Source organism: Herbaspirillum sp. SJZ099 (genome assembly GCF_007828355.1).
In the GTDB taxonomy this organism is placed as follows: domain Bacteria; phylum Pseudomonadota; class Gammaproteobacteria; order Burkholderiales; family Burkholderiaceae_D; genus Herbaspirillum.
In genome coordinates, this window is the sequence record NZ_VIUO01000004.1 from 216965 (window position 1) to 242099 (window position 25135).

Here is a 25135-nt window from a genome sequence, read left to right on the forward strand (position 1 = left end):
GCAAGCGCAACACATAACTGGAGACGCATGTGAGCAGTATTACCTTGAGGGACCGGATCTTCGCCTCGCTGGCGCTGGCCGGAATGGGAGACGCCCTGGGCGCGCAGACCGAACAATGGAGCATCGAAGAGATCGCCGCTCGCCACGGCGGCCTGGTGACCCGTTTCGGCACGCCGCCCGATGACACCTTTGCCGGCGCCAATGCCGGGCTGCGCGGCGAGGTCACCGACGATGCCAGCCAGATGTACTACCTGGCGCGCGCACTGATCGCGGCCGGCGGCGAGCTCGACTACGATGGATGGGTAGCGTGCCTGCTGGACTGGGCCGCGACCAGCCCCAAGGCCGGATTCATGGGCCCCAGCACGGCCTTGATGGTCAAGGCGTTGCAGGAGGGGGGCGACGTCAACGATGTCGGCATCATCGGCCGCTCGCGGCGCAAGATGACCACCATCGGCATCACCAATGGCGCCGCCATGCGGGTGGCGCCGGCGGGGCTGGTGCACCCGGGCGATATCGAGGGCGCCTGCGCCCAGGCATTGGTCACTTGCCTGCCTTCGCACGATACCGATGTGGCGATCTCGGCCGCCTGTTCGATTGCCGCGGCTGTCGCCCAGGCGCTGGTGGCAGGCGATTTGGCCGAGGTCATCGCGGCGGCGGTGCAGGGCGGGCGCATCGGCGAGCAACTGGCGCGCCAGCAGGCGCGCAGCGTGGCCGGCCCCAATTACCTGGCGCGCCTGGACATGGCCTTGCGCATCGCCGACGAGGCGCATGACGATTACGCATTCCTGGTCGACATGGAAAAGATGGTCGGTAATTCGGTACTGGCGGCCGAATCGGTGCCGGCCGCGCTGGGTGTGCTGCGCTATGCCCAGGGCGACCCGCTGCGCACCATCGCCCTGTGTTCGTCGATCGGCAACGATACCGATTCCATCGCCACCATGGCCGGGGCAGTGGCCGGCGCCCTGCGCGGTTCGGCGGCATTGCCGGCCGATCTGCTGGAGGAATTTCTGCAGGTCAATCGGGCCGACTTCGACCTGGAGCAAATGGCCGATGGCTTGCATCGCATTGCCGTTGCCAATCTCGGGGCATTGCGATGATGGCGGCGTCGCGTCCCTACGACCTGCTGGCCTTTGGCGACCCGGTGGCCGATATCATGCTGCGCGCCGATGCGCTGCCGCCGGCGGGCGGCAAGGCGCTTGGGCAGTCGCTGGGCATCTGGCCCGGCGGCACCACCGCCAACGTCGCCTGCGCCGCCGCGCGCCTGGGACTGCGTTCGGCCCTGTTCGGCCGCACCGGCGACGATGCCTATGCCGCGCTGCTGCGGGGTTCGTTGAGCGATCATGCGGTGGCAACGCAATGGTTGTCGACCGCCGCGCATACGCCTTCGGCCTCGGCCATTGCGGTGCTGGCGCCGTCGGGCGAGAAGTCGATCATCTACCTGCCCATGCCGGTCGCGCCGCTGCGGGACGAGCGCCTGGCGCAGGCCATGGCGCAGGCCCGATGGATGTATGCCATGCCCTATGACTACGACGAGTTCGCGCGCTTGTGCCATCACGCCCGCCAGGCCGGGGTGCGCATCGCCATCGATCTCGAAGCGGCGGTCGCGCCCGACGCCGGGCAGATGCAGCGCCGCGCGGCGCTGGCCGATATCGTCTTCTTCAACGAGGCCGGCTTTTTTGCAGGCACCGGCCAGGCGCCCACGCCGGAGGCGATGCGCCAGGTCCTGGCGCTGGGGCCCAGTGAAGTCGTGGTGACGCTCGGCGCTGATGGCGCCGTGGCGATGGACCACAGCGCTCATACGCGCCATGCCGCTTTTCCGGCAACGGTGCTGGACACCACGGGCGCCGGCGACAGCTTCAATGCCGCTTACCTGTGCGCCCGGCTGGAGGGGCAGGCGCTGCCCGCGTCGCTGCGCTTTGCTTGCGCCGCGGCCAGCTGTACGGTGGCCGCGCTGGGCGCCCGCGCCGGGCTGGCCGACCGGGACCGGGTGGCGTTGGTGCTGCAACATGGCATGTTGCCAGAGGAGCCTGCGTGAAACCAACCATCATCGACTGCGATCCGGGGATAGACGACGCCCTGGCGCTGCTGCTGGCCGCCGGCAGCCCCGAACTCGGTTTGCTGGCCGTCACCACGGTGGCCGGCAATCGTCCGGCGCCGATCACGGCCCGCAATGCCCGCAAGATCCTCGACCTGGCCGGGCGCGTGGCGGTGCCGGTCCATGCCGGCGCCGAACGCCCCTTGATGGGTGGGGATGCGCGTTGCAACCTGGTGCATGGCGAGGATGGGCTCGGTGGCGTGCCGCTGGACGAGCCCGGCGCGATTGCCGCCGGCCATGCCGCCGTCGCGCTGGTGGACATACTGCGGCAACATTCGCCCGCTAGTATCGACCTGGTGGCCATGGGGCCGTTGACCAACCTGGCGCTGGCTGAGTTGCTCTCGCCCGGGATCTTGCGGCGGGCCGGCCGTCTGGCGATCATGGGCGGCGCCTTGCGGGTGCCGGGCAATATCACGCCGGCGGCGGAATTCAACTTCTATGCCGATCCGCTGGCGGCCGACATCGTCATGCGCAGTGGCGCGCCGATTACGCTGTTCGCGCTGGATGTGACGCACCAGGCCATCATGAGCGGGCCATGGATCGCCTCGTTTTCGGATCTGGACAGCCGCAGCGGCAGGGCCGCCGCCGCCATGCTGCAGGCCTACGCCGCGATGGACCCGTTGCTGCACGATGTCTGCCCGGTGGCTTACCTGTTGCGCGAGCAGTTGTTCAGCCTGGAAGCCTGCCGGGTGGAGGTGGATTTTCGTGCCGGGCCCGACGAGGGGAAGGCGCTGGCCCATTTCGGCGTCGCCGCCGGCCCGGGCCCGGTGCTGCAAGCCGCCACGGGTGTCGATAATCCGGCATTGCTGGCGCTGGTATTGGAGCGCATTGCCACGTTGCCCTGATGGTGTTTGTCTTCTTTTGACGAGTTTTTTATGAAACGCTCTTACTGGTGCATGCGCTTGTTGCTCATGGCGTCCTGCCTTTGGCTGGCGGCCTGCGCGCAGATGGCGCCACACGAGACGCAAGCCGACCATCGTGTCGGCAGCTTGCGCTTTCTGGGTGAGCAGCGCATTGCGCTGAACCAGCCATTTCGCGGCACCGTCATCGGTGGCCTGTCGGGTATCGACTACGATGCCGCCACCGATACCTGGGTGGCGCAAAGCGATGATCGCTCCGAGATCAGCCCGGCCCGCTTCTACGTGCTGCGCCTGCAATACGACCTGGCCGGTTTTCATCGCCTGGCGGTGGAAGACGTCAGGTTCTTCAGGCAGCCGGATGGCTCGCTCTATCCTGGCAAGTCCGACTGGCCCGGGCGGGCAGGGGATATCCCCGATCTCGAATCGATCCGCATCGATCCCCGCGACGCCAGCATCTGGTACGCCAGCGAGGGCAGCCGGCCGCACGGCATGTCGCCATTCGTGCGGCGGGCCGACCGCAACGGCAATTTCCTTGCGCACTTTCCGGTAGGCGGCATGTTCGACGTTCATCCCGGGCAGCGACTGGGTTCGCGCAACAACCTGTCGTTCGAGGGGATCAGCTTTTCATCCGATGGCCGCGACCTGTGGCTGGGCATGGAAGGTCCCTTGTACCAGGACGGCGCGCCGGCCAGTCTGGAACAGGGAGCGCCGGTGCGCATCAGTCGTTACGGCCGCGATGGCCTCCTGCTGGCGCAGTACGCCTACATGCTCGACGCTATCCGCTTCGCCCCGGGCGGGCGCTATGCCGACAACGGCTTGTCCGAAATCCTGGCGGTGGACGACCGGCGGCTGCTGGCGCTGGAACGCTCTGGCGTGCAGGGCAGCGACGGGGTGTTCAAGTTTCATATCCGGCTCTACGAGATGGACGTCAGCCAGGCCAGCGATATTGGCCGGATACCATCATTGGAGACGGCCACCGATGTGACCCCTGCGGCCAAGCGCCTGGTGCTGGACTTCGACACGCTGGGCATCGACAAGGTAGACAACCTGGAAGGCGTGGCATGGGGGCCGAAGCTGGCCAACGGTCACGATAGCCTGGTGTTTATTTCGGATAATAATTTCCAGCCTTCGCAAGTCACCCAGGTCCTGGCGTTCGAGGTGTTGCCGCCCTGAGTTTCAAGGCCCTGCGAAGGCGGGCCGGGAGCTTTAACGTGCCCCCAGTCTACAGGTGGCGCCCTCTACGGTTGCCGACTATGGAGACTTCCGAAGCCCCCGCTTGCGCTCGACATTTCTCTCGCTGCTAACGACAGAGTAGGTCCGGCCTTTCTGTTCACAAGCCTTCTTTCGAAGGGGCCGGAAACTCGGCTAACGGGTCTTAGGAGTAAGTACCGTAGGCAAGGAATTGCGAGTCATTTGCAATTATGGTTGTGCGCAATTAACGTCGGTCGCCTGACGTGATGTATCTCGGGTTACTGGCTACCCTGTCGAAACCAGGTCACCCCCACCGAATGGCACCGGCCCGTCAGGCCAGCCAAGGCATCGCGATGCCATCGGGTGGAGGTGGGGGGAATCGAACCCCCGTCCAGGGCACTGTTGGCCCTCGAGTGCGCGACGCATGTCGCCTACACCAATATCGATGAGTGGATCCGCATGCGCGCCGGTTCCATCTTTGGCTTCGATTCAAGACGATTCAGCGCGATCGGCTTGATCTCAGGCCGCCATTGCTGCACCGCGCATCGATCAGCGCGGAACGCAAATCGTTGTGCTGTTGGTAGGCGGTTCGAAGCGCACGCAAGACAAGGACATCAAGTGCACAAAGGCGCTTGCCGCGACTCTGGAATAATGGAAGGAATGAAAATGACTGAACGCACGAAAATTGCCGATCTACCCGACTTCGATGCGGCATCCTACCTCGACAGCGAGGAGGATATTGCCGCGTACCTGACTGACATTTTGGAAGCGAACGACGGTGCTTTGCTGGCTTCGGCGCTGGGCGATATCGCCCGCGTGCGCGGCATGATAGAAATTGCAAAGTCGGCGGGTATCAGTCGCAAGGCCCTTTACAAGGCGCTGCGCCCTGATGCTGCCCCTCGCTTTGATACCATCAACCGCGTATGCGTCGCGCTCGGCGTGCGCCTGGTTGTGCAACCTGTTCACGGCTGACGGACGATGAACGTTGCTTCAGGAAATTGGTTGGATGATCCGAAGTCGCGAATTGATCAGTCGCTCACGGGGGCCGTCGCCACGGCCACTCCAATATTCCTGTGCGCGTAAACGCCATGACGACAGAACAAGTGCCTCTTGAGGTAGTGCGTCCAGTAGTGAGATTGGGGTGCTATGAGAATTACTGACATCATCTAGTGCTTCAACTTCATAAATGATATTGAATCGGCCGTGTGTATATTGATACCACTTAGCATCTTCGATGGTATCTATGACAAAGGCACATTCTAGGCGGCTGGGGCGCTCGCGCGCTAGGTTCAACCTGGCATTCTCAAACGCCAATTCTCGAACCAGCATCCAGGCATTGGTATTTTGATTTAGCGGATAGCAGTTGAGCATTCTTCCAAAATTACCAGGCTGAATGATGCTGCCTGGTTCTAACGGGAGTGGCGCGCAGTGGAAATAATTTGACATAGTATTTTCTCCCTAGTTTTTTGTTTTGGTGCATCGACCATATTGGGATCATGCATTGATTTTTAGCCACGCTACATTGGGCAGTGGCTTGCCCATTTCAGGTGTTGTGTGATCGCACCTATAGCCTCGAATCTCATCCCACAGAGAGGTTCGGAAGTTTTTCCATTTTTGACCAGTATCGGAAATGGCTTGTAAATAGGAGATATAGGCGCTGAATTATGCGGACTGCATTTTACGACGTTGGCTCCGACCGAAAAAGAAAAAAGCGGCTCACATCGCTGTGAGCCGCTTCTGTTTTGGTGCTGATGGGCGGAATCGAACCGTCGACCTACTGATTACGAATCAGTTGCTCTACCGACTGAGCTACATCAGCGGAAAGTCCGCGATTATAGCCCTTTCTTGCCTCCTCTTCTAGTGCTAACGACTCCAGCATCTCTTCGGCACTGATTCCAGCAGCTTGCGCGAGGGCTTTTGCTGCCTTGAAGCTTGGCAAACGCTCACCCCGTGCGTACTTGTCCAGCGTTTGCTGCGGGATGCCCCATTGTTTCGCAAGCGAATTCACCGACTTGCCGTCCAAGGCCAATTTCAAAATTTCTGTATAGCTCATCGATTTTCCTCTTGCAAATATACCTCGAACGGAGTAATCTCGGATTACCCTGTGTGGAGTAGCATGTTTTGGCGTTACTCCGAATGGATAAACATTATCTATACAAACTCTATACAAGTAAACATTTTCAGAACGGCAACTAAACGCTTCATTAACATCGAAAGGAACTGCTATGTCCGCAATCGTGAACTCTCATCTGATTGATATCGTCGCCGTCGCTCATGCTTCTGGCATCAGCCGTAAAACCGGGCAGCCCTGGGATATGTACCGCGCGCAGTGCGTCGTGACCGGCCCCGATAAGGGCGTGCGCATCGGTCAACTTCTGTTGCCGAATACGCTGAAAGAAACTCGTCCGGGCAAGTATTTGGCTGAAATTGGCCTTGATGTGAACTGGGAATGCGAAGTGGTGCCGGTCGTCATTGGGCTGCATCCCTATGGGGCAAAGCCCACTGGGAAAGAAGCAGCAGGAGAGGCGGCAAAGGCGTAATCAACCGCAGCGGGTCGTTTTGCCCACTGCTCCTTTTAGGAGGCTTAGGTGCTCAACATTGATAGGAAACATCTGATTCAAATTTTGGAGGTCCGTAGCGTCGTTGCTACCAATTCCAAAACTGGATTGCCGTTCGATTCGCTACGTGCGGAGTGCGTGGTGAGTGGTTTTGAGGATGGCGAAAGACGTGGAGAGATGATTCTGGCTGCTGGTCTGAAAACGGCCCAGTCAGGATTCTACTTTGCCCATATTGAGCTGGAAGTTACTCATGATCGGATCGTGGTGCCGCGCATCCTCTCTCTTATTCCAGCCGGCAAGATCGAGACGGACGAGGAATGAAGCAACCGGCGGGTAAGTTCACGATGGACATGTTCGGAGCGAAGCGTCATGGGCGTCCACCAACTCTGGCTCCTAAATCCAATGTGCAAACTCAGCGCGAGTTCCGGCAACGGCCAGTCCAATTGCTTCAATACCGGGGTGCAGAACGGAAAATCGAATGCAGGGAAGTGACGTGAAAATCGCCGTGAGGGTGGCGTGCGTCTTTTCCCTGTTCATCGGTTACATCAGCAGTCTGCTCGTCAAATTAGCACTGGCCGCTCTCGGTATAAACCTGGTGTCGGCGATACCGCCTGACCTATTCAGAAAGTTCGTCGTTCTCACTTGGCCCACGGGAACGATGTTTGATGGGGCCGTAACCTAGAGGAGATTAGATGAAGAGTTGGATCAACAAAGCGGCGGTAGCCGCAGGTGCCGCAGGCGTGTCAACGGTAGCGTTTGCGGCGGGTGACGCAGCGCCGACAGTGGATGTGACGAGTGCTGTTACATCGCTCACTGGCGTAGGCGTGTCCCTCGTGACCATTGGCGCGGCGGTGCTCAGTGTCGTGGTGGTGGCGTGGGGCTATCGCACGGTCAAGGGTTTTATTGGCCGTTAATCGGTGGTGTGAGAAGGAGCAAGGCGTCTGGGTAACTAGACGCCTTTTTTCTGAGTGGGGGTGTGGATGGCGATGTCGGGAATCGTATGCGGGCCGGGTGGCGTGGATGGCGTGACGTATGCCTACGTCAATGCGCAGCAGGTGAGCTGCGGCAACGATTCGAACGGCAACACGCTGTACGTGCAAGTTTCGACGCTGGCCGGCGATCAACCGGTGCCGGGTGGCGAGTTGGTTGGTTTGCAAATCGGCGGGGCGATGCTCGGGGTGCTGGCGGTGGCGTGGGGCGTCAGGGTGATCCGCGATTTTCTGAATTCGACAGGAGAGACGTAATGACATGGTTTTACGAATGTGTGGCGATTGTGGTTGCGACGTGCTGGCTTGTCGGTTTCATCCTGTTTGGTTGAGCGCCATGTGTAAAAAAATCGTAATGGCATTTGCCTTAGTAGCGATGCTGGTGCAACAGCAGGCCGCACAAGCGCAGGTAGCGCAGTGGGTCGAACCTGTGTTTGGCGGGGCGATGAATCGACTCGTAGCGCGTGCGGTCAGGTCAAATCTTGCGCGTCGCGCAGTGGACGTTGCTGCGAATGATGCCAAGTTTCTTCGCACGGCGAATTTTATCGGTGAGGCGGCTAACGATGCGAGTTTTATAGCGGGTACTGCGGCAACGTTGTTCGGTGCGCCCGTATGGGCGAGTGCGCTGATTGGTTTAGGTGCGCTTGCCGTGGTGGGCGGAGTAGGCTGGGGGATTTATACGCTGACGCAAACCGGAACACCACAAAAACCGCAATTCAAGTTGACACCGAAAGAACCGACCGAGCCGATTGACCCCGGATCGTGGACCAATTTTGAAGAGCGCGCTGTTCCTGCGCAGTTCAAGTATTACGCACGGCATTGGCGCAATTCCTATGGGGTAGCCGGGTGCGTGGATGAATCAGATTGTGCCGCTCAGTATGCGAGGCAGTGGCTTGCCGATCCTGATTTTTTCCCAAAAGACGAATATCGCAAGATGACTTACCAGGTGAGTGTGTATTCGACTGGTACGTATCAAATCGACGTTTCAGGAGAAACATTGGCGATTGATTCGGATGGGGAGCAATTGGGGTGGTATCCCTATGAGAAAACGGGCTTTGCTAGCATCCGGCGCAATTTCGCTTACATCGGCGAACAGGAAGGCGATCTCAAGGATTTGCGGCTGGCGCCGGGGATGTTGCGGGAACCGGTTCCGCCAGTGTTGTTAGCGACGGTAGTCGATAAGCTTTGGGAACGAGCGGCCGCACAACCGGATTATGACGGGCTGCCCTATGAAGCTGCCAATCCGGTGTCGGAGGCGGATATCGCATCTGCGGCGCCGATGTTGTCTTGGAATGACGTAGTCCAAGAGCGTATTTCGCCGGAGGGTTCGAAAATCATTCCGATTGGTATCAATGTGAATCGCAATTCCTGGCCCGATCCTGATCCTAGACCTGATCCAACTCCAACGCCCAGTCCCGGATTGTGCAAGTTGTTCCCCTTCATTTCGGCATGCGCGCCGCTGGGCGATCCGCCGCCCGATACGCCTGCGCTTCCGTCGAGCTCAACCGAGGTGTCGATGACGCCTTGGAAGATCGGGCCTGCCAATGGCGCATGTCCCGCTCCAAAGGTCGTCACCATCCTCGACAAGGACTATTCATTTTCCTTCGATCCGCTCTGCTCGGTCGTGCGTGACCTGCGGCCATTGGTGCTGGCACTGTGCGCGCTAGGCGCCGTGCTGATCGTTGCCCTGGGAGTGGCGGCATGACCTGGGCATCATGGCTGTTGAGTCTGGTCGGCCCGTTGATCGTTCGGGCCTTGATCGCGCTGGGCGTCGGTGTACTGACCGTAGGCGGCATCGATCTGGCCGTGAATCAGGCCATGGGCTGGCTCACCGCATCGGTGGGTGGCTTACCGGTCGATCTGGCCAATGTGCTGGCGCTGGGCGGCATCTTTCAGGGGTTGGGCTACATCGGCGGCGGCATCAGTGCACGTGTCGCGTTGGCAGGTGCGTCTGGCTTCAAGAAATTCTTTATCAAATAATGGCAATCACACTCGTTACCGGAGTGCCGGGAAGCGGCAAGACCTTGTGGGCGGTCTCGTCGTTACAGAAAGAAGTCAAGGCCGGGCGGCGGGTCATTGTCAACGGCATCCGCGATCTGGTGATCGATCACGAACCCGTCGATGACGATTGGATTCGGGAATGGCATCGGCATTGCCAACCGAACGATCTGATCGTGATCGATGAAGTGCAGCGTATCTGGCCCAATGTTTCCTCCTCAGTAAAGCCGACCGAGGCCATCGAGCAACTGCACGTACATCGCCACTTTGGCGTGGACATGATCGTCATTACGCAGCATCCGAACCGGATGAATAAGACCATCCGCGATTTGGTCGGGCATCACGTGCACGTGCGGCGCTTGTTCGGTGGGAATCGGGCGATGCTGTACCAATGGGATCACGCACATAACCCCAATAGCGGCTTGCGCGATGCGGTCAAGACGCCATGGCGCTACCCCAAGAACGTGTTCGATCTGTACACCAGCGCCGAGCTGCACACCAAGCCCAAGGCGGTGATCCCGAAAGCGCTGTTCATCATCCCGATTGCATTGGTCGTGGCCGTGACGATGGCGTGGCAGGGATTTAATAGCGTCTCGACGGGCTTCGGCGTCGTGGGTGGTGCTGGATCGCTGGAGGCTGTTTCTGGGGCTTCTGGTGGCACAGGAACCGGGCAGGCCGGGACGGACAAGAGCAAGGCATCCGGTACATGGCGGGTAGCGGGCCAGTACGCCATCGATGGGCGCGGGTATGTGCTGCTGACGGATTCACAAGGGCGCTTGCGGCGCGAATCTGCACAAGGTTTCCGGGGTGAGACGCTGGGCGTCACGGGTGTGGTTGACGGTGAGCGGGTGACCACTTGGACCGGGGCGGGCAAGAACGCAATGGAGGTAGGTAAATGAAACGGTTGATCGGGGTAGTGTGCGGAGTTTGGGTGGCGTGTTCGGTCATGGCAGCGGACGTGCCGCCGTTACCTCAGGGATCAAATACAGCGGTTCCGGCCCTGCCGGTGCTGACGCCCACCGCAATCGAGGCTGCGCCCATGTCCCCATTGAAGCCGCTGCACCGCATGAAGAGCGGCGCGTTCGATCTGCGTTATGTCAGCGTCGGCCAACTAGTGGATTTGCTATACGGCGACGCGATGCGCACGCCTCACGTGATCGACTCAGACGTTTTACAAGACACGCGGCTGGTGTCGTTCAACTATGACGCCACCGCGGGCGATTTACGTGCGTTCGTGAAGGTGTTCCTTGATTCGCAAGGGTTCAAGGTCGAAACACGCGACGGCGTAGATTTCGTGTCAAAGAAACCCGCTAATGAAGGCGAACCAGTGGATCGGGAAACCTTCGTGTATCGGCCTCGCTACCGCACGACTGCGTACTTGGCCAAGGCGCTACAGCCGTTGTTTGCTGGGCGTTTTAATGCGTCGGATACAGTAGTCGGAATGCTGCCCGCCTCGGATGCGGTGCCGCCTTCAGCAGAAACACCTGACGCAGCGGCCTCGGCTGATTTACTCCGCCTCCCTCAAGACAAACTGTCGCAGGCCGATGAGCTGGTGTTCACCGGTAAAGCTTCGGAAGTGCGTGACCTGGTCAAGCTGCTACCCGAACTGGATCAAAAGCCGGGAGAAGTAATGGTGCGTGGCTGGGTGTTCGAGGTCAGCAACACGGCCGACAAGAACTCGGCGTTTTCTCTGGTGGCGAAGCTATTTAACGGCGTGGGCGGTTCGTTGTCGGCCACGAACGGGCCAACGGATACCGATCCGACTGCGCTGCGGTTCTCGTCCAGTTCTCTGAATTTTGTGATTTCGGCGCTCAACGCTGATACGCGATTCACGCAAATCAGCGATCCGCATGTCCGGGTACTGTCGGGCGACCGCGTGCGGCTCAATGTCGGCTCGCAGGTGCCGACGCTCGGCAGTATCAGCTATCAGGGGCAGGGCGGGACGCCGGTGCAATCGGTGCAGTATCAGGATGCAGGATTAATCTTCGATGTGCGGCCAACCGTCATGGCCGATGCGATTCAGGTCGAGTTGCAAGAACAAATGTCGAGTTTCGTGGCGACGACAACGGGCGTGAATAATTCGCCGACGAAGAACACGCGGCAGATGCAAACGACGGTGAGTATGAAAGACGGCGAAGTCATCGTGTTGGGTGGTCTGGTGCAGGACACGGATGCAGCGACCAGGAATAGCCCCGGCTGGCTGCCACGCTTCCTCGACGGGCATAGCGCATCGAAGGGGCGTACGGAAGTGCTATTGGTGTTGCAGGTGCTGAGGCTTTAACGTGACAACGTGCCTCAACACGTCAATACAAAACACAAGATTTGAGCGAAATATGAAAGCTGGTAGGCATCTTATTTTATAGGATGGGGGGGATGCCCCCTCTGTTACTCAAAGATGGATGGGGAAATTTTGATCAATAAAAAACAAGCTGTGTAGTGAGCACGGCGTCAGGAGCGAGTGTGTATTTTTCCGCCATTCCAATTCCCCAATTTCCAAGCCCAACATACGCGCCCAATCATGGAACGTTGCCGACAGTGGCGGGAGCTTCCTCTTCGCACATGTCTCTTGCGCAGAACGTACGCGATGTGAACTCCGTCCCGCTGGGCATTGAACCGTTGTATTTCCAGCCAGGGTCACAACAACGTGGGGAAGATCTTTTTGCGCAGTGGATGTCTCAGCAATCTGAGATGTCAGCGCAACGCCCGTCACCGCCAGAAACACCTCCAGTCATTAAAGCCGCCCTCCAAGGAGTGCCACCTCCCGAGATGAGAAAGCAGAGTGCAGACAATACGGAGAATGCGCCACTCATTCTTCCGCCTGTAAAAATTCCCAAAAGGAATACTGTTATCAGCATTGACCTGTTACGGAAAGTGCAGGCCAACCCAGGGCTAATTAAAAAAGCAGGTGGCTTCGATGAGTTTGCTGCGCAGGAGCGCGTTATGCCTGAAAAATTGGCCTCTTATTTAACTCCAGATGGCGACCTGACGGAGAAAGCCAAGAATCGAATCCACCTGGCGGATGGCTTCGCTTTTGTTCACGTCAGTACTGCACTACTACAGAAAGTGCGGGACAACCCAGGGCTGATTCAAAAAGCAGGTGGCCTCGCTGAATTTGCTGCGCAGGAGCGCGTTATGTATGCAACATTGGTTACTTATTTGGATTCAAATGGCAACCTGATGCAGCCAGGCCTAGATCTGCTCAACAGTGCAAACAGGGCTGGTACTTCGAAAGGCTCACTCGCTGCGCATTCCGCCCCGTTTCGACTGAAGAGCGTGGCGCCATTGCCAGAAACGCGGGAAATGTTGCGTGATGTTTTACCGGAGTGCCAGTCTCCTGAACTCTCGACGTTAGCACAACGGCCGGCACGGACAGAAACGCCTCAGGTCATTAAAGATGCCCTGAAAGGAGTGCCACCTCCCGAGATGAGCAAGCGGAGCGCAGACAATACGAAGAATGCGCGACTCATGCTTCCGCCTGTAAAAATTTCCAAAAGGAATGCTGCTATCAACATTGATCTAATGCGGAAAGTGGAGGCCAATCCAGGGCTAATTCAAAAAGCAGGTGGCTTGAATAACTTTGCTGCGCGACTGGAGAACGTGGCGCCATTGCCAGAAACACGGAAAATGTTGCGTGATGTTTTACCGGAATGCCAGTCTCCTGAACTCTCGGCGTTAGCACAACGACCGGCACGGACAGAAACGCCTCAGGTCATTAAAGATGCCCTGAAAGGAGTGCCACCGCCCAAGATGAGAAAGCGGAGCGCAGACAATACGGAGAATGCGCAACTCATGCTTTCGCCTGTAAAAATTTCCAAAAGGTATGCTGCTATCAACATTGATCTAATACGGAAAGTGGAGGCCAATCCAGGACTAATTCAAGACGCAGGTGGCTTGAAGAACTTTGCTGCGCAAGAGGGCGTCAGATATAAATCATTGTGCAATTATTTCAGTGCCGATGGCACTTTGAGGCCGCCAGCCAAGGATCGACTCAAAAAGGCGAACGGATCGCATTTTCTCCCTATCACTATCGACCTGCTACGGAAAGTGGAGGCCAACCCAGGACTAATTCAAGACGCAGGTGGCTTGGCGAACTTTGCTGTACAAGAGCGCGTCAATTATAAAACATTGACCACTTATTTCAATGCTGATGGCCGTCTGAGGCCGCTAGCCAGGAGTCGACTCAAAAAGGCGAACGGATCGCATTTTCCTCCTGTCACTATCGACCTGCTACGGAAAGTGGAGGCCAATCCAGGGCTAATTAAAAAGGCAGGTGGCTTGGATAACTTTGCTGCGCAGGAGAACGTCTCGTATATTGCATTGACCGCTTATTTCACTGCAGATGGCAGTCTGAAGCCGCACGCTAGGAATCGACTCGACACGGCGAACGGATCGCATTTTCTCCCTATCACTATCGACCTGCTACGGAAAGTGGAGGCCAATCCAGGGCTAATTAAAAAGGCAGGTGGCTTGGCGAACTTTGCTGCGCAAGAGCGCGTCACGTATAAATCATTGGGCAATTATTTGACGACCAATGGAAAAATGAGGCCGCGAGCCAAGAATCGGATCGAGCGGGCGAGCTAGGGGTACGTATATCGTTCTCGCTCCCCGTTTGGGGGCATCGTCGTGATTGGTAGGCTTACCGAGAACCGAGAGAGTGACGGGCATGCCGACTTCTTGTTCCTGCAGGATTGGATACGCTCAACCACCAGAGGGGAAGGGGAAAACGAGGTTCTTCTCATTTTGCAAGTATCCCTACTTCAAACCGTCTTAATGAGCCTGCCATTCCCTTTAAAAATGCTATGCAAGATGTGACCATCATAGTCCATTATGCGCGCCACCAATTGGCGCATGGTCTTGCAGAAGAATTGCCGGCCATCGGCACGTGTCCAGATGAAGGCCGCGCCCTTGCGCACAAGATTGCGCACGTACAGCGTCAAGCGAAGCTGCTTCCAGGGCACGACAAAGTTCGATGGCGCCAGCGGCTTGTGGGTGCGCTTGAAGTGCGCGAGGTAAGGCTGGTAAGGGAAGTGAAGCAATGGCAATTCAATCTGTTCCATGGTGTTCGCCTTTCAAGCTGACCGGGTTCCTAGATTCGGAGCCCCGCGTTGGGGTTGGTTAGAGCGGTCATGTTTGCGCTATGCCGCCGCCGTTTTCCCGAGTTCTTCGCCCGGTCATCGAATAGGCGGCGCAATAGGCTTTTGCTGCAAGGGGGAAGGTTTGTAAAAGCGCGGGGGTATGCGCTTTTACGAATACCCCCTTGCAGCAAAAGACGCGCCGCCTATCGTTGACCGATAAGGCGAGGAACTCAGGAAAACGGCGGTGCTTGTTCGAAGAGAGGACCGGGCTAACCGGATCGGCACTTGTGCCGACTGATTAGGGTGTACGGGGTTGTCGTTGATGTTGCGGTGAGTGCTTGCATGTGCTCGAACGCTCGCGCCGACCGCAGCTTGCGCGGACGGCGCGAGCGAAGCGAGCGCCTAGACTTGTACCTAGAACACTTAAGGAAAAAGAGAGAAAACACCGCTTTTGCGGGGAGTTGGGAAGTGACTTTGTAGGGACGTAAAAATACCCGGATCAGCGCGCCAACGCTGCCGGGCTCACACAACCAAGCATTTAGGAGGGATTGTGCTTACCGCGAGTATAGACAAGGCAGCAGCGAATGCAACTCTGAAAGCGTCTTTGGGTTCCTATTTTTCCGGAGTTGACGAACGCAGCTGGAAAACGCTCACAGTAACGGAATTTCCAAAGGGTATCGAGGTGTTTCTTGATGAGGGCTACCAGACATACAGCGATGGCCAGATATTTGACCACTCAACGGAAGCCGGGGAATTGCCCAAGCGCGGTGAGGGTGATCATGAGAAAGCTAAGGCCGTGGCGGCACGCCGCGCAAAGACAAAAGTGCGTAGGCTGGCGAAGATGTTGGAGGCTGATTGCCTGCTCACGCTGACCTATCGGGAGTGCATGACGGATTACGCACGGGTAGAGGCAGACTTTAAGGCATTCCGGGAGCGTCTGCGTACGCTGGGCGAGTTCCACTATGTCGCCACGTTGGAAGTGCAGCAGAGAGGTGCCTTGCATGTCCATATCGCATGCCAGCAGTTCCCCGCATGGTTGAAGAACGAACACGGTGTCCGGGTGCGGAGTTGGAACCTGATTCGTTCGATGTGGCGTCGTGTCGTCGGAAAGGACAATGGCAATGTTGATTTCACACGACCGCGTGGCCGTAACTCGGCGCATCGCATCGCCAGCTATATCAGCAAGTACGTCTCCAAGAATCTGGAAGAGGCGCGTTTCAACAAGAAAAGCTACTGGTCTTCAAGGGGCATCCCCAAGCCGAGGCAGTACAAGATTTACTTCAAGCCTGATACGGATACGTTCGACATCGTGGTGCTGGTGGCGCAGGAGTTCGCCATGCGTGGTTTCGGCGATTACACGCAATACTACGACCGGCTTAATTCGTTCTATTGGTTTGCTGCTGGAACGATCTAGACTTGGAGTGAATCCCGCCACATCTATGGTTTGCCTTCAGCGCCATGAATAGACTGCAGACAGAAAAGGAGAGTTCTCGATTTCAACGTCAGGGGCCATATCACACATGCACATGGTTTTCCGGCTCGACCGACAAGCGCATTCCCACTGTCTTGAGAACTGCCAGCAGTGTTTTCAGCGTCGGATTACCTTTCGGCGAAAGGGTACGGTATAGCGATTCACGGCTTATGCCAGCCTCAGCCGCCACCGCGGCCAGACCACCGTAAGCTTCCGCCACCGTGCGCAACGCCAGTAAACCAGCAGCACGATCATCCGGATTGTCGAGCGATTCCATTGCCGCCTTTAGATATTCCACGGCCAGTTCACGATCGGCACGCAATTCGGCCACCTCGCGGTCATGATGAGAGGTAGCTGCTTTCACTTTGTTCATGTTTGCCTCCGTTTCCATTCAACCCAATATTCCTTGGCCAGCTTGATATCCGTTTGCTGCGATTTCTTATCGCCACCGCATAGCAAAATAACAACTGCTTTTCCGTGCCGACCGCAATAAACACGATATCCAGCTCCAACATGCACGCGTAGCTCCATCACGCCATCCCCGACCGGTTCGCAGTCGCCGAAATTGCCGGCCTGTATCTGGCGCAAACGTATTCGGATACGGGCTTGGGCAATCTTGTCGCGCAACTTATCTAGCCAATCGGAGAGTGGTTCGTGGCCATCGGCACGCTGGTATCGGAACAATTCAATCATGCCCGCATTGTAACTTAAAAGCTACAGAATTTCTATGCTCAACTCGGGACGCCGTTAACGGTCACCTCCATTTCTCGGAATTTGAAAACATTGCTTTGTTCTCATGTCTTATGTTCCATTATGGAAATACTCTTTGGGGCTGTTTGGATGGAGATTGAAAAGTGATGGGCAGTAAAACATGGGACGATGCTGTCAATAAGTGGCTAGAGGATAAGGCTGACAAGCGGTCGTTGAAGTCCGACCAGTCGAATATTCGTTGGCTGAACAGGTTCCTTAGTGGGATTCCCCTGCGGGATATTGACCGCGAAGTTGTGGCTTCTTTACGTACGAAAAAAATCGCTAGTGGCGCATCAAACGCAACTGTCAATCGTATGCTGGCTCTGCTGCGAGCGATTTTGCGCATGGCTGTGATTGAGTGGGAGTGGATGCCGGCGGCTCCTCACGTGCGATTGCTTCGTGAGCCTGTTCGTCGGGTTCGCTTCTTGTCTCCTAAACAGGCTGTTCGGCTGCTTGCTGAACTTCCTCCCCATTTAGCTGCTATGGCTGCATTTTCACTTGCGACTGGTCTACGACGCGCCAACGTTACAGGCTTGAGGTGGGAGCAGGTCGATATGAAAAGACGGATAGCGTGGTTCGACGGGGAAGATATGAAGAACGGCAATCCGCAAACCGTCCCCTTGAATGACGATGCGATGCGCGTGCTGATAGCCCGGCATAGGACGCATCCAGTCTATGTGTTCACCTACAAGGGAAACAAGATCGTCCAAGCAAGTACAGCGGCTTGGTATAAGGCGTTGGAGCGTGCTGGGATTCAGGATTTTCGATGGCATGATTTACGCCACACTTGGGCGAGCTGGCATGTGCAAAGTGGTACTCCGCTTCTGGCGTTGCAAGAATTAGGGGGATGGGAGTCGGCTGAAATGGTACGTAGATACGCCCATTTTTCTCAACTTAATCTTTCTACTTTTGCAGCGAATCTTCCCACGATGATGCGGCCCTCTTGCGTTGAAATGAGCGAAATTTGAAATTCATCCAGCGACTTTTAGGTGAACATGCAATGCCCGCGTACGCGAACCCCAAGGGGGTTCTCCAAGCTCGCTCGATGACTTCACCGCCAGGCTCTCCGCTTGACTCAGTGCGGAAGCGGTCAACTCTCGGAAGCAAAGAAGAACCCTGAAACAGATGTTCCTGGACTTGAGAGAACTGGGAGATGAAGGGCCGTATGACCGGGTGGCTGCCCTCAGCAGGCAATGGGGGGGCAAATGGGGTGGGGGGCAAATCTGCGAGCAAATTAACAGTCCGCTCACCGATTGCTCGATCCATGGCATCTTGCAATGTCATGGCGTCCTTCTATTAAAAACGGAATTTGCGCGAAATGTGAAAGATGGCGGCCATCTTATTTTATAGAGTAGCGGCCTACCTTCCTCTATTACCCAGTGTGCGGAGGATATTTTGATCAATGAAAAAAGGCGCGTGTGGCAACACGACGCCAGGAGAAAATATGCGTCTCCCCCCCTTTTCGACCCTCCGATATCCAGGTCTGGCACGTACGCCTGATCAGGCAACGCCGCCGCTAGAGGAAGCTTCCTCTCCGCAGAGGCCCCTTGCGCAGAATGTACAGGCTGCGCACTCCGTCCCGGTCATCACGTTTGATATGGAGAGCGTGGAGCCAGGGCCATTCCAGCCAGAAACGTGGCGAAATCTGAGTGATGTTTCCGCTGGGGAGCAGCCTGCTGGGCCCTCGACGTCAGTGCGCCGTCCGCTACCGCAGGAAATGCCGCCAAGCGTTAGAGATGTCCTGCTAGGAGCGCGACCCTTGATGTCAGCGCAATGTCCATCGTCGTCAGAAACGCGACCAATCATTAGAGATCCCCACCAAGGCGAGCAGTCTCTTGAAATGAGGGGGCTGAGCGCGGGCAATGCGACGGATGCGATGTTCATGTCTCCTCCGGTAAAAAGAACCAACGGAAAGCCAGTCATCAGTATTGATTTGCTACGGAGAGTGAGGGACAACCCAGGGTTAATTCAAGGCGGCTTTGGTCCCAATACTCCACTGAGCGTGCTAGCCAGTTCATCAAGTACGCCACCCCATCCACTCGCAAGAGTTAAAAAACTGATACTTGAATATGCGGGGCGGCGAGGCACTTCTCATCATGAGTTACGCTGCACCCGCTTACTGGCAGCCATAGCCTGGACCCGCCATCAGTTCACTCAACCGTACGTTCCTGATATTGGGGAAGTGCGTCGGGACCTCAAGCAGAATTTGATGCGTGCATGCAGAGAAGGCATGGACGTCGAGGCTTTGACCGAAAATCTCCTGGAGCTTTGGCAGGATAATGCGAACGGTGGTAAATCGCCCGAGTTTTCGCAGGCTCACGTGCAACTCACCAGTGAAGTGCTCGCTATGCTAGGTACTCGAGTGAAGACGAAGAAGTTTCTGGACTCTCTGGTCGAGAGTTCAACGGCACCGCATGAACAAATTGGCAGTGGCTGCGATGAGTTTTATCGTTATGCCCTATACGCATGGGAGAAAGTCGCGCGGCAGGGCGAAGCAGGTATCCGTGAGCAAATAAGGGGTCAAATTCTAAGTATGAGGGACGGGGAACTGTATTTTTCAAAAATGGAGTTGCGTAGCCTGCCACTCCTGCCCGATCACTGCACCAAGCTCTACGTGGTAGGCTGCAGGTTGGGGCCGTTGCCGCCCTTTTCTGAGCGACTCACCAGATTTGCCCTAGTGGGCAACCAACTGTCTGAAATACCTACCTTGCCTGCGAGCCTCAAAGAATGTACCTTAAATGGCAACCAATTGGCTGTGTTGCCGGATTTGCCCGCGAGCACGAGGATGCTTGGCATGATGCTAGCAATCTCCCGTGAGTTTAATTATCTGGTCAGCGAATTCATAGCGTTTCCGGCCTTGCCTCCGAACCTCGAGCACCTTGAGATACATTGCACCCCGCTAACTGGGTTGCCGCTCTTGCCCGCAAGTCTCCGTAAGCTTTTTATAAATATAAAGGGTGATGAGTTGACGGCGTTGACGACGTTGCCCGCAAACCTCGAGGTCCTTACGATACATGGTGAGCAGCTAACGTTACCGACATTGCCCGAGAGCATTGGGTTCCTTGAGATAAATTGCGAGCGGCTAACTGGGTTGTCGCTCTTGCCCGCGAGTCTCAGTAAGCTTGATATACGGGGTGGCGAATTGACGACGTTGCCGCCGTTGCCCGTGAGCCTTGAGGTCCTTAAGATACATTTCAACCCGCTAACTGAGTTGCCGCCCTTGCCCGTGAGTCTCCGTAAGCTTGATATACAGAATGGCGAGTTGACGACGTTGCCGCCCTTGCCTGCTGGCCTCCACACGCTTCGTCTACGGGACTGTAGGTTGACGACGTTGCCGCCCTTGCCTGCGGGCCTCTACACGCTTTGTGTAGACGACTGCGACTTGACAGCGTTGCCGCTCTTGCCTGCGGGCCTCTACGAGCTTAATGTACGGGACTGCGAGTTGACGACGTTGCCGCCCTTGCCTGCTGGCCTCCACACGCTTCGTCTACGGGACTGTAGGTTGACGACGTTGCCGCCCTTGCCTGCGGGCCTCTACACGCTTTGTGTAGACGACTGCGACTTGACAGCGTTGCCGCTCTTGCCTGCGGGCCTCTACGAGCTTAATGTACGGGACTGCGAGTTGATGTTGTTGCCGCCCTTGTTGCCTGGGAGCCTCCGATTTATTTCCCTTCAAAACAACCGACTAACTTCCTTGCCGGAAAGTGTTTTCTCTCTGCCGCCAGAGTGCTCGGTGAATATTGAAGGCAATTCAATATCGGAGACGGTTCTGCAGCGGATGATGGAGATTACATCCGCACCAGGGTACAACGGCCCTCAAATCAGGTTTTCCATGGACTTGGACTCGGACAATGACTTGTCTATGGACTCCGGCGATGAGGGTTTTCAGGCGCGGGCTCTTCACGAGGCGGTTGCGGACTGGTTCAATAGCAGTGACCAGGTTCAGGAAGAAGAATGGCGAAAGCTCGGCACTGAACCTGGGGCAGAGGCGTTTTCACGGTTTTTGGATCGACTAGGACAATCCGTTAACTTCAAGGACAATCCTGAGGGCAAGGCTGCAGTTGCCAAGCGGCTATCCAAAGTCGCAGGAGATAGTAAGCTTCGAGCGCTTACCTTTGAGATTACCAAGGGATCGACCGCATCTTGTGAAGACCGGGTTGCGCTGGTTTATAACAGCCTAACGAATCTCTTTGATGCGCACGATGTCAGTGGCGGTGCGTATGACGGCAGGCTTGATGCGCTCGCCAAACTTGGACGTAGCGCATTTCGCGTGGATGCACTGGAGAAGATCTCTCGAAGGAAGGCTCAATCGTTGCGGTTGGTGGACGAAATTGAAGTCTACTTGGCTTATCGGGTCCAATTGCGTGAGCGGTTGGGCTTGCACACCGGTCTTGCAAAAATGAAATTCTTCCGTGTGTCGGGTGTTGGACAGAAGGACCTGGATGATGCTGTTACTGAGGTTCAAATGCGAGAGCAGGCCGAGTTCCCCCAGTACTTCCTCGTCGAATGGGCGCCTTGGGAGGCAATGCTGACCCGGCTCGACGCCAATTGGCGTGAGCGAGAGAATGCGATGTTGACGGATATGCTGCCGAACTTCGAGCAAGAAGTGAATATGAAATTGGCGGAGAGCGGTTTTTCCGAGGAGGATAACGATGCACGGATTCAACTAGGGGCCGCGGTGATGAAGGAGCATCAACTAAAGGCCCGCGTCCAAATCTCAAGAGGGGTGTTGGGCGCACGCGGAGAGGAGGCGTTCCTTGACGGGATTATAGGAACGAGTCGTTCAAGTGATGTGAGTAATGCTGATGGCCCCGGATGATTTGCCCCAGATGTGAAAAAGCCCGCTTGCGCGGGCTTTTTTATTGAAATTTAGTTTTCCGTAATTGTCTGAGACGTTGCCGGACTTTGCTGAAGCGCGAAACTTGATTACGAATCAGTTGCTCTACCAACTGAGCTACATCAGCGCAAGGGCGGTATTCTATCAAAAACTTCGGTTTCGCCAATACTTCCTCTGCATCTATCGCCAATTCGGCGGCGCAAATCCATGGAATGGCCTCGCATGCGCGTCAAAACCGGGGAATTCCGGCGATCCGGGCGGGGGGATTGGTCATGTAGTCCGGCGCCTGCAAGGCGCGTCCCCATTTCTGACAGCAGGATCAGCGGCCGGAGGATGGCCCGGGCATCGCTTGCTTTCTATGATGAAGCATCGGAGTGCAGATTAGGGAGATTGTCATGCCGCAGACCACATGGAGCAATAAACGTGAACGCCAGTACCAGCACATCAAGTCCGGCGTATTGAAACGCGAGGGAAATGAAGAGCGGGCGGAAGAGATTGCGGCGCGCACCGTCAATAAGGAGCGTGCGCAACATGGCGAGGCCAGGCAAGCCAGCAAGACGTCGACGCAAGACCTGGCGCCATCCCGGCGAGGCGGATTGCGCTCGCACAAGGGGGCTGGCGGCCGCACTTACCGCCAACTTTATGCCGAGGCGGCCCGTGCCAATATCAAGGGGCGTTCGGCGATGAACAAGGCGGAACTGGAGAGGGCGCTGAGGCGCTGATGGCGACCGCGGCATGAAAACGGATGGAGGATGCCCGGTTTGGGCAGTGTCGCCCCTGTTGACTGAAACCATGCCGATGCAAAAAAACGCCCCCGGCAATATACCGGGGGCGTTCTCATTGTTGCTGTGAGCCTTGCAATCAGGCCGGCTTGCCCGGTTCCCCGAAAGGTTGCGGGCAAGGTACGGCGATTACTTGGTCACCGCCAGCAGGGTGCGTTGGCCGCCCTTGTAGGTGTACAGGGTCAGCGAACCGTCCTTGATGTCGCCCTTGGCGTCGAAGGCGATGGTGCCGGTCACACCCTTGTGGTTGGCCTTGGCCAGTTCCGGCAGGTATTTCTTCGGATCGGCCGAGCCGGCCTTGGCCATGGCGTCAGCCACGGTCATGGTGGCGTCGTAGGCGTAGGCGGCGTTGTAGACCACGTCGATGCCGAACTTCTTCTTGTAGGCAGCGCGGAAGTCGTCCATGCCCTTCTTGCCGGCCTCGTCGACGCCGCCGGCTTCAGCGCAGACCACCTGGTCGTCGCCCAGGCCGTCACCGGCCAGACCCGGCAGGGAGCCGGTACAGATGCCGTCGCCGCCCATGAACTTGGCGGTGATGCCCAGTTGCTTCATCTGGCGCAGCATCGGGCCGCCGACCGCGTCCATGCCGCCGAAGAACACGACTTCAGGCTTCTTGGACTTGATCGAGGTCAGGATGGCGTTGAAGTCGGTCGCCTTGTCGTTGGTGAACTGCTTGCCGACGATGGTGCCGCCGGCGGCTTGCGCGCCCTTGGCGAACTCTTCAGCCACGCCCTGGCCGTAGGCGGTGCGGTCGTCGATCACGGCGATCTGCTTGGTGCCCAGCTTCTGTACGGCATACTTGCCCAGCGCGGCGCCCAGTTGCGCATCGTTGGCCACCACGCGGAAGGCGGTCTTGAAGCCTTGTTGCGTGTACTTGGGGTTGGTGGCCGAAGGCGAAACCTGCGGGATGCCGGCGTCGCTGTAGATCTTGGAGGCGGGGATGGTGGTGCCCGAGTTCAGGTGGCCGATCACGGCGGCGACCTTCTGGTCGACCAGCTTGGTGGCGACGGCGGTGGCTTGCTTCGGATCGGAGGCGTCATCTTCGCCGATCAGTTCGAACTTGACCTTCTTGCCGCCGATGGTGAAACCCTTGGCGTTCAATTCATCCACGGCCATGCGGGCGCCGTTTTCATTGTCCTTGCCCATGTGGGCGTTGGGGCCGGAGAGCGGACCGACGTGCGCGATCTTGACGACTTCCTGGGAATAGGCTGCACCAGCGAAGGCCAGTCCGATAGCTGCGGTTAATGGAATAATTGCGCTCTTGAGTTTCATAAAATTCCTCTGTAGATTGAATTGACCATTTTTGATGTTTTGTCTCACTACTCAAGCTTTATCCAGATCCTTGTTGCGGGGATTGGGCGGCCCGCTTTTGCTTTCGTCCCCGACTTTCTGAATAATGCAGACGGTACAACATAAGATTCGGCTTCGCCAAGTTTTTTTTAGCGGCTCGCCTAAAAATTTCCATATCATTTGCCCATGCCCGCCAAACACCATACGCTCGACAAGGTTGATCGCAAGCTGCTCAACATGCTGCAGAAAGACAATCAGATCTCGACTCGCGTGTTGGCCGAGAAACTGCATATTTCCCAGCCGACCTGCCTGCGCCGTATCCGGGAGCTGCGGGAGGCGGGGATCATCAGCGCCGAGGTGGCGATGGTCGACCCTTTCGCCCTGGGCTACGGCATGCTGGCCTTCCTGGAGATTTCGCTGAATAACCAGTCCGACCAGCACATGCAGGACTTCGAGCAACGCATGGCCAAGGAGGCCGAGGTCATGCAGTGCTACTTCGTCTCGGGCGAATACGACTATTTCCTGGCGGTGCATGTCATCGATATGGATGCCTATTACCAGTTCGTGCGGCGCGTCATTTCCGGCTCCGGCAATGTGCGCCATTTCCAGTCGCGCTTCCCGATGAAGCGCGCCAAGTTCACGACGCGTATCGCCTTCGATGAAAAGGCGGCCGAAGTACTGGTGCGCGTACCGGGCTGAGCCGCCGTCGTGGCCGGTAGCCCGGCCCAATACGCGCGAACCTTGTTTAGCAGTTTTCATGCCTGCGCAGAGCAGGGCTTTACTGCCTGCTTGCCAGCTGGAGTGATCATCATTTGAGCGGCCATGGCCGTCACGGCCGCCGTATGGCCGAGGATGCGGGCGCCGGAGCACCGCGCCGGCTGCCCCGGTACGATGCGCCGTTGCGGCCGACAAGCCTCCTGTGTTATTTTCGAGGCATCCGATGGCGTTGCCGGGCGACTGTTCTGCCCGGCATTGTCATTCAGGCCATACGCACCAAGAGCGGACGCAGATCAGCAGAACCAGTCGCCAGCCGCGCCGGCATCAGCCGAACCATCCAGCATCATCCACCTTGTGCGGCGCAACAGCCGTATCCCAAGCCGCGTCAGGAGCCGAGCTCCGGATGCAGAGGGAGTGTTGCCCATGCAGCAAGCGGAAATGCGGGGCGCCGGCGCCTGATGGTGCAGCGCCGCTGCAAAGTGGCGCACGTCCGGACCGCGACAAATTTGGCAACCCTTACCTGAA

General features: G+C 57.3%; 25 protein-coding genes, 1 tRNA gene, 1 other RNA gene and 1 pseudogene. 20 read left to right on the forward strand and 8 right to left on the reverse strand.

All coding sequences use genetic code 11. The features are described 5' to 3' along the window. The first annotated feature begins 29 nt into the window (after window positions 1–29). From FB597_RS11160 to FB597_RS11175, 4 genes are read left to right on the forward strand one after another with little or no spacing between them, the layout of a single operon-like run. Entirely contained in the window at window positions 30–1097 is a 1068-nt protein-coding gene (locus FB597_RS11160; RefSeq protein WP_255517150.1) for an ADP-ribosylglycohydrolase family protein, read from the forward strand. Beyond that, entirely contained in the window at window positions 1094–2035 is a 942-nt protein-coding gene (locus tag FB597_RS11165) for a carbohydrate kinase family protein (RefSeq protein WP_144769566.1), read from the forward strand. Before FB597_RS11160 ends, FB597_RS11165 begins: the two co-directional genes overlap by 4 nt. Beyond that, window positions 2032–2940 (forward strand): nucleoside hydrolase, encoded by a 909-nt coding sequence (locus tag FB597_RS11170; protein WP_183405764.1) that lies wholly within the window; start codon window positions 2032–2034, stop codon window positions 2938–2940. The genes FB597_RS11165 and FB597_RS11170 overlap by 4 nt, the downstream gene beginning before the upstream one ends. Window positions 2941–2970: 30 nt before the next feature. Beyond that, on the forward strand, window positions 2971–4128 hold the full coding sequence (locus FB597_RS11175) for an esterase-like activity of phytase family protein (RefSeq protein ID WP_144769568.1): 1158 nt from the start codon (window positions 2971–2973) through the stop codon (window positions 4126–4128). A gap of 131 nt (window positions 4129–4259) precedes the next feature. Here the strand turns inward: FB597_RS11175 and ssrA are convergent. Further along, window positions 4260–4599: a transfer-messenger RNA gene (gene ssrA, locus FB597_RS11180) on the reverse strand. Window positions 4600–4812: 213 nt separating this feature from the next. On the opposite strand from ssrA, the gene FB597_RS11190 reads away from it, so the two are divergent. Further along, window positions 4813–5118, forward strand: coding sequence for an addiction module antidote protein (locus FB597_RS11190; RefSeq protein WP_186442772.1), 306 nt, complete (start codon window positions 4813–4815; stop codon window positions 5116–5118). An 18-nt stretch (window positions 5119–5136) separates the two neighbouring features. Here the strand turns inward: FB597_RS11190 and FB597_RS11195 are convergent, their stop codons facing one another. From FB597_RS11195 to FB597_RS20575, 3 genes are all read right to left on the reverse strand, one after another. Then, window positions 5137–5592, reverse strand: a complete 456-nt coding sequence (locus tag FB597_RS11195) for a DUF2441 domain-containing protein (protein WP_144769570.1) — start codon at window positions 5590–5592, stop codon at window positions 5137–5139. 297 nt (window positions 5593–5889) lie between these two features. Next, window positions 5890–5965, reverse strand: a tRNA-Thr gene (locus tag FB597_RS11200). Continuing rightward, a complete protein-coding gene (locus FB597_RS20575) occupies window positions 5921–6199 on the reverse strand; it encodes a helix-turn-helix domain-containing protein (protein WP_141913323.1) in 279 nt (92 codons plus the stop codon). The genes FB597_RS11200 and FB597_RS20575 overlap by 45 nt, the downstream gene beginning before the upstream one ends. Before the next feature lie 172 nt (window positions 6200–6371). On the opposite strand from FB597_RS20575, the gene FB597_RS11210 reads away from it, so the two are divergent. The 9 genes from FB597_RS11210 (at window position 6372) to FB597_RS11250 (ending at window position 14269) form a co-directional block, all read left to right on the forward strand. Then, a complete protein-coding gene (locus FB597_RS11210; protein ID WP_141912124.1) occupies window positions 6372–6686 on the forward strand; it encodes a hypothetical protein in 315 nt (104 codons plus the stop codon). 48 nt (window positions 6687–6734) lie between these two features. Next, window positions 6735–7025, forward strand: a complete 291-nt coding sequence (locus tag FB597_RS11215; protein WP_141912127.1) for a hypothetical protein — start codon at window positions 6735–6737, stop codon at window positions 7023–7025. A 371-nt stretch (window positions 7026–7396) separates the two neighbouring features. After that, the gene (locus FB597_RS11220; protein ID WP_141912129.1) at window positions 7397–7618 is read left to right on the forward strand and encodes a major capsid protein; all 222 of its coding nucleotides are present in this window, start codon (window positions 7397–7399) and stop codon (window positions 7616–7618) included. A gap of 72 nt (window positions 7619–7690) precedes the next feature. Continuing rightward, a complete protein-coding gene (locus tag FB597_RS11225; RefSeq protein ID WP_141912132.1) occupies window positions 7691–7948 on the forward strand; it encodes a hypothetical protein in 258 nt (85 codons plus the stop codon). Window positions 7949–7952: 4 nt separating this feature from the next. Continuing rightward, on the forward strand, window positions 7953–9395 hold the full coding sequence (locus FB597_RS11230; protein WP_144769571.1) for a virulence factor TspB C-terminal domain-related protein: 1443 nt from the start codon (window positions 7953–7955) through the stop codon (window positions 9393–9395). Then, window positions 9392–9670, forward strand: coding sequence for a DUF2523 family protein (locus tag FB597_RS11235; RefSeq protein WP_141912137.1), 279 nt, complete (start codon window positions 9392–9394; stop codon window positions 9668–9670). The genes FB597_RS11230 and FB597_RS11235 overlap by 4 nt, the downstream gene beginning before the upstream one ends. After that, on the forward strand, window positions 9670–10587 hold the full coding sequence (locus tag FB597_RS11240; protein WP_141912139.1) for a zonular occludens toxin domain-containing protein: 918 nt from the start codon (window positions 9670–9672) through the stop codon (window positions 10585–10587). The genes FB597_RS11235 and FB597_RS11240 overlap by 1 nt, the downstream gene beginning before the upstream one ends. Next, a complete protein-coding gene (locus FB597_RS11245) occupies window positions 10584–11969 on the forward strand; it encodes a type II secretion system protein GspD (RefSeq protein WP_141912142.1) in 1386 nt (461 codons plus the stop codon). The genes FB597_RS11240 and FB597_RS11245 overlap by 4 nt, the downstream gene beginning before the upstream one ends. 179 nt (window positions 11970–12148) lie before the next feature. Then, entirely contained in the window at window positions 12149–14269 is a 2121-nt protein-coding gene (locus FB597_RS11250; protein WP_141912144.1) for a hypothetical protein, read from the forward strand. Between the two features lie 176 nt (window positions 14270–14445). Here the strand turns inward: FB597_RS11250 and FB597_RS11255 are convergent, their stop codons facing one another. After that, window positions 14446–14745 (reverse strand): hypothetical protein, encoded by a 300-nt coding sequence (locus FB597_RS11255; RefSeq protein WP_141912147.1) that lies wholly within the window; start codon window positions 14743–14745, stop codon window positions 14446–14448. Window positions 14746–15313: 568 nt separating this feature from the next. On the opposite strand from FB597_RS11255, the gene FB597_RS20265 reads away from it, so the two are divergent. Then, window positions 15314–16177, forward strand: a complete 864-nt coding sequence (locus FB597_RS20265) for a hypothetical protein (RefSeq protein ID WP_183405763.1) — start codon at window positions 15314–15316, stop codon at window positions 16175–16177. 100 nt (window positions 16178–16277) lie between these two features. Here the strand turns inward: FB597_RS20265 and FB597_RS11265 are convergent, their stop codons facing one another. Then, window positions 16278–16607: an addiction module antidote protein gene (locus FB597_RS11265; RefSeq protein WP_141912150.1), complete on the reverse strand. Its 330-nt coding sequence runs from the start codon at window positions 16605–16607 to the stop codon at window positions 16278–16280. Beyond that, the gene (locus tag FB597_RS11270; protein WP_141912153.1) at window positions 16604–16927 is read right to left on the reverse strand and encodes a type II toxin-antitoxin system RelE/ParE family toxin; all 324 of its coding nucleotides are present in this window, start codon (window positions 16925–16927) and stop codon (window positions 16604–16606) included. Before FB597_RS11270 ends, FB597_RS11265 begins: the two co-directional genes overlap by 4 nt. A 164-nt stretch (window positions 16928–17091) precedes the next feature. On the opposite strand from FB597_RS11270, the gene FB597_RS11275 reads away from it, so the two are divergent. From FB597_RS11275 to FB597_RS11285, 4 genes and pseudogenes are all read left to right on the forward strand, one after another. Beyond that, entirely contained in the window at window positions 17092–17952 is an 861-nt protein-coding gene (locus tag FB597_RS11275) for a site-specific integrase (protein ID WP_183405762.1), read from the forward strand. 61 nt (window positions 17953–18013) lie between these two features. Continuing rightward, window positions 18014–18181 (forward strand): annotated as a pseudogene (locus FB597_RS20500) (IS21 family transposase); the annotation flags it as partial. A gap of 643 nt (window positions 18182–18824) precedes the next feature. Continuing rightward, entirely contained in the window at window positions 18825–21803 is a 2979-nt protein-coding gene (locus FB597_RS11280) for an NEL-type E3 ubiquitin ligase domain-containing protein (protein ID WP_183405761.1), read from the forward strand. A gap of 413 nt (window positions 21804–22216) precedes the next feature. Then, the gene (locus FB597_RS11285; protein ID WP_144769572.1) at window positions 22217–22543 is read left to right on the forward strand and encodes a plasmid stabilization protein; all 327 of its coding nucleotides are present in this window, start codon (window positions 22217–22219) and stop codon (window positions 22541–22543) included. 189 nt (window positions 22544–22732) lie between these two features. Here the strand turns inward: FB597_RS11285 and FB597_RS11290 are convergent, their stop codons facing one another. Then, the gene (locus FB597_RS11290) at window positions 22733–23875 is read right to left on the reverse strand and encodes a branched-chain amino acid ABC transporter substrate-binding protein (protein ID WP_141912160.1); all 1143 of its coding nucleotides are present in this window, start codon (window positions 23873–23875) and stop codon (window positions 22733–22735) included. Between the two features lie 204 nt (window positions 23876–24079). Between FB597_RS11290 and FB597_RS11295 the strand changes: the two genes are divergently transcribed. Beyond that, window positions 24080–24592 (forward strand): Lrp/AsnC family transcriptional regulator, encoded by a 513-nt coding sequence (locus tag FB597_RS11295; protein ID WP_141912163.1) that lies wholly within the window; start codon window positions 24080–24082, stop codon window positions 24590–24592. Window positions 24593–25135: the final 543 nt, after the last annotated feature.

Bases quoted from the DNA above. Each gene is read 5' to 3' on its own strand.
- FB597_RS11165 (WP_144769566.1), top strand. From the start codon at position 1,094: ATGATGGCGGCGTCGCGTCCCTACGACCTGCTGGCCTTTGGCGACCCG.
- FB597_RS11175 (WP_144769568.1), top strand. From the start codon at position 2,971: ATGAAACGCTCTTACTGGTGCATGCGCTTGTTGCTCATGGCGTCCTGC.
- FB597_RS11190 (WP_186442772.1), top strand. From the start codon at position 4,813: ATGACTGAACGCACGAAAATTGCCGATCTACCCGACTTCGATGCGGCA.
- FB597_RS11195 (WP_144769570.1), bottom strand. From the start codon at position 5,592: ATGTCAAATTATTTCCACTGCGCGCCACTCCCGTTAGAACCAGGCAGC.
- FB597_RS20575 (WP_141913323.1), bottom strand. From the start codon at position 6,199: ATGAGCTATACAGAAATTTTGAAATTGGCCTTGGACGGCAAGTCGGTG.
- FB597_RS11210 (WP_141912124.1), top strand. From the start codon at position 6,372: ATGTCCGCAATCGTGAACTCTCATCTGATTGATATCGTCGCCGTCGCT.
- FB597_RS11220 (WP_141912129.1), top strand. From the start codon at position 7,397: ATGAAGAGTTGGATCAACAAAGCGGCGGTAGCCGCAGGTGCCGCAGGC.
- FB597_RS11225 (WP_141912132.1), top strand. From the start codon at position 7,691: ATGTCGGGAATCGTATGCGGGCCGGGTGGCGTGGATGGCGTGACGTAT.
- FB597_RS11230 (WP_144769571.1), top strand. From the start codon at position 7,953: ATGGTTTTACGAATGTGTGGCGATTGTGGTTGCGACGTGCTGGCTTGT.
- FB597_RS11235 (WP_141912137.1), top strand. From the start codon at position 9,392: ATGACCTGGGCATCATGGCTGTTGAGTCTGGTCGGCCCGTTGATCGTT.
- FB597_RS11240 (WP_141912139.1), top strand. From the start codon at position 9,670: ATGGCAATCACACTCGTTACCGGAGTGCCGGGAAGCGGCAAGACCTTG.
- FB597_RS11245 (WP_141912142.1), top strand. From the start codon at position 10,584: ATGAAACGGTTGATCGGGGTAGTGTGCGGAGTTTGGGTGGCGTGTTCG.
- FB597_RS11255 (WP_141912147.1), bottom strand. From the start codon at position 14,745: ATGGAACAGATTGAATTGCCATTGCTTCACTTCCCTTACCAGCCTTAC.
- FB597_RS11265 (WP_141912150.1), bottom strand. From the start codon at position 16,607: ATGAACAAAGTGAAAGCAGCTACCTCTCATCATGACCGCGAGGTGGCC.
- FB597_RS11270 (WP_141912153.1), bottom strand. From the start codon at position 16,927: ATGATTGAATTGTTCCGATACCAGCGTGCCGATGGCCACGAACCACTC.
- FB597_RS11275 (WP_183405762.1), top strand. From the start codon at position 17,092: ATGGGCAGTAAAACATGGGACGATGCTGTCAATAAGTGGCTAGAGGAT.
- FB597_RS11280 (WP_183405761.1), top strand. From the start codon at position 18,825: ATGAGGGGGCTGAGCGCGGGCAATGCGACGGATGCGATGTTCATGTCT.
- FB597_RS11285 (WP_144769572.1), top strand. From the start codon at position 22,217: ATGCCGCAGACCACATGGAGCAATAAACGTGAACGCCAGTACCAGCAC.
- FB597_RS11290 (WP_141912160.1), bottom strand. From the start codon at position 23,875: ATGAAACTCAAGAGCGCAATTATTCCATTAACCGCAGCTATCGGACTG.
- FB597_RS11295 (WP_141912163.1), top strand. From the start codon at position 24,080: ATGCCCGCCAAACACCATACGCTCGACAAGGTTGATCGCAAGCTGCTC.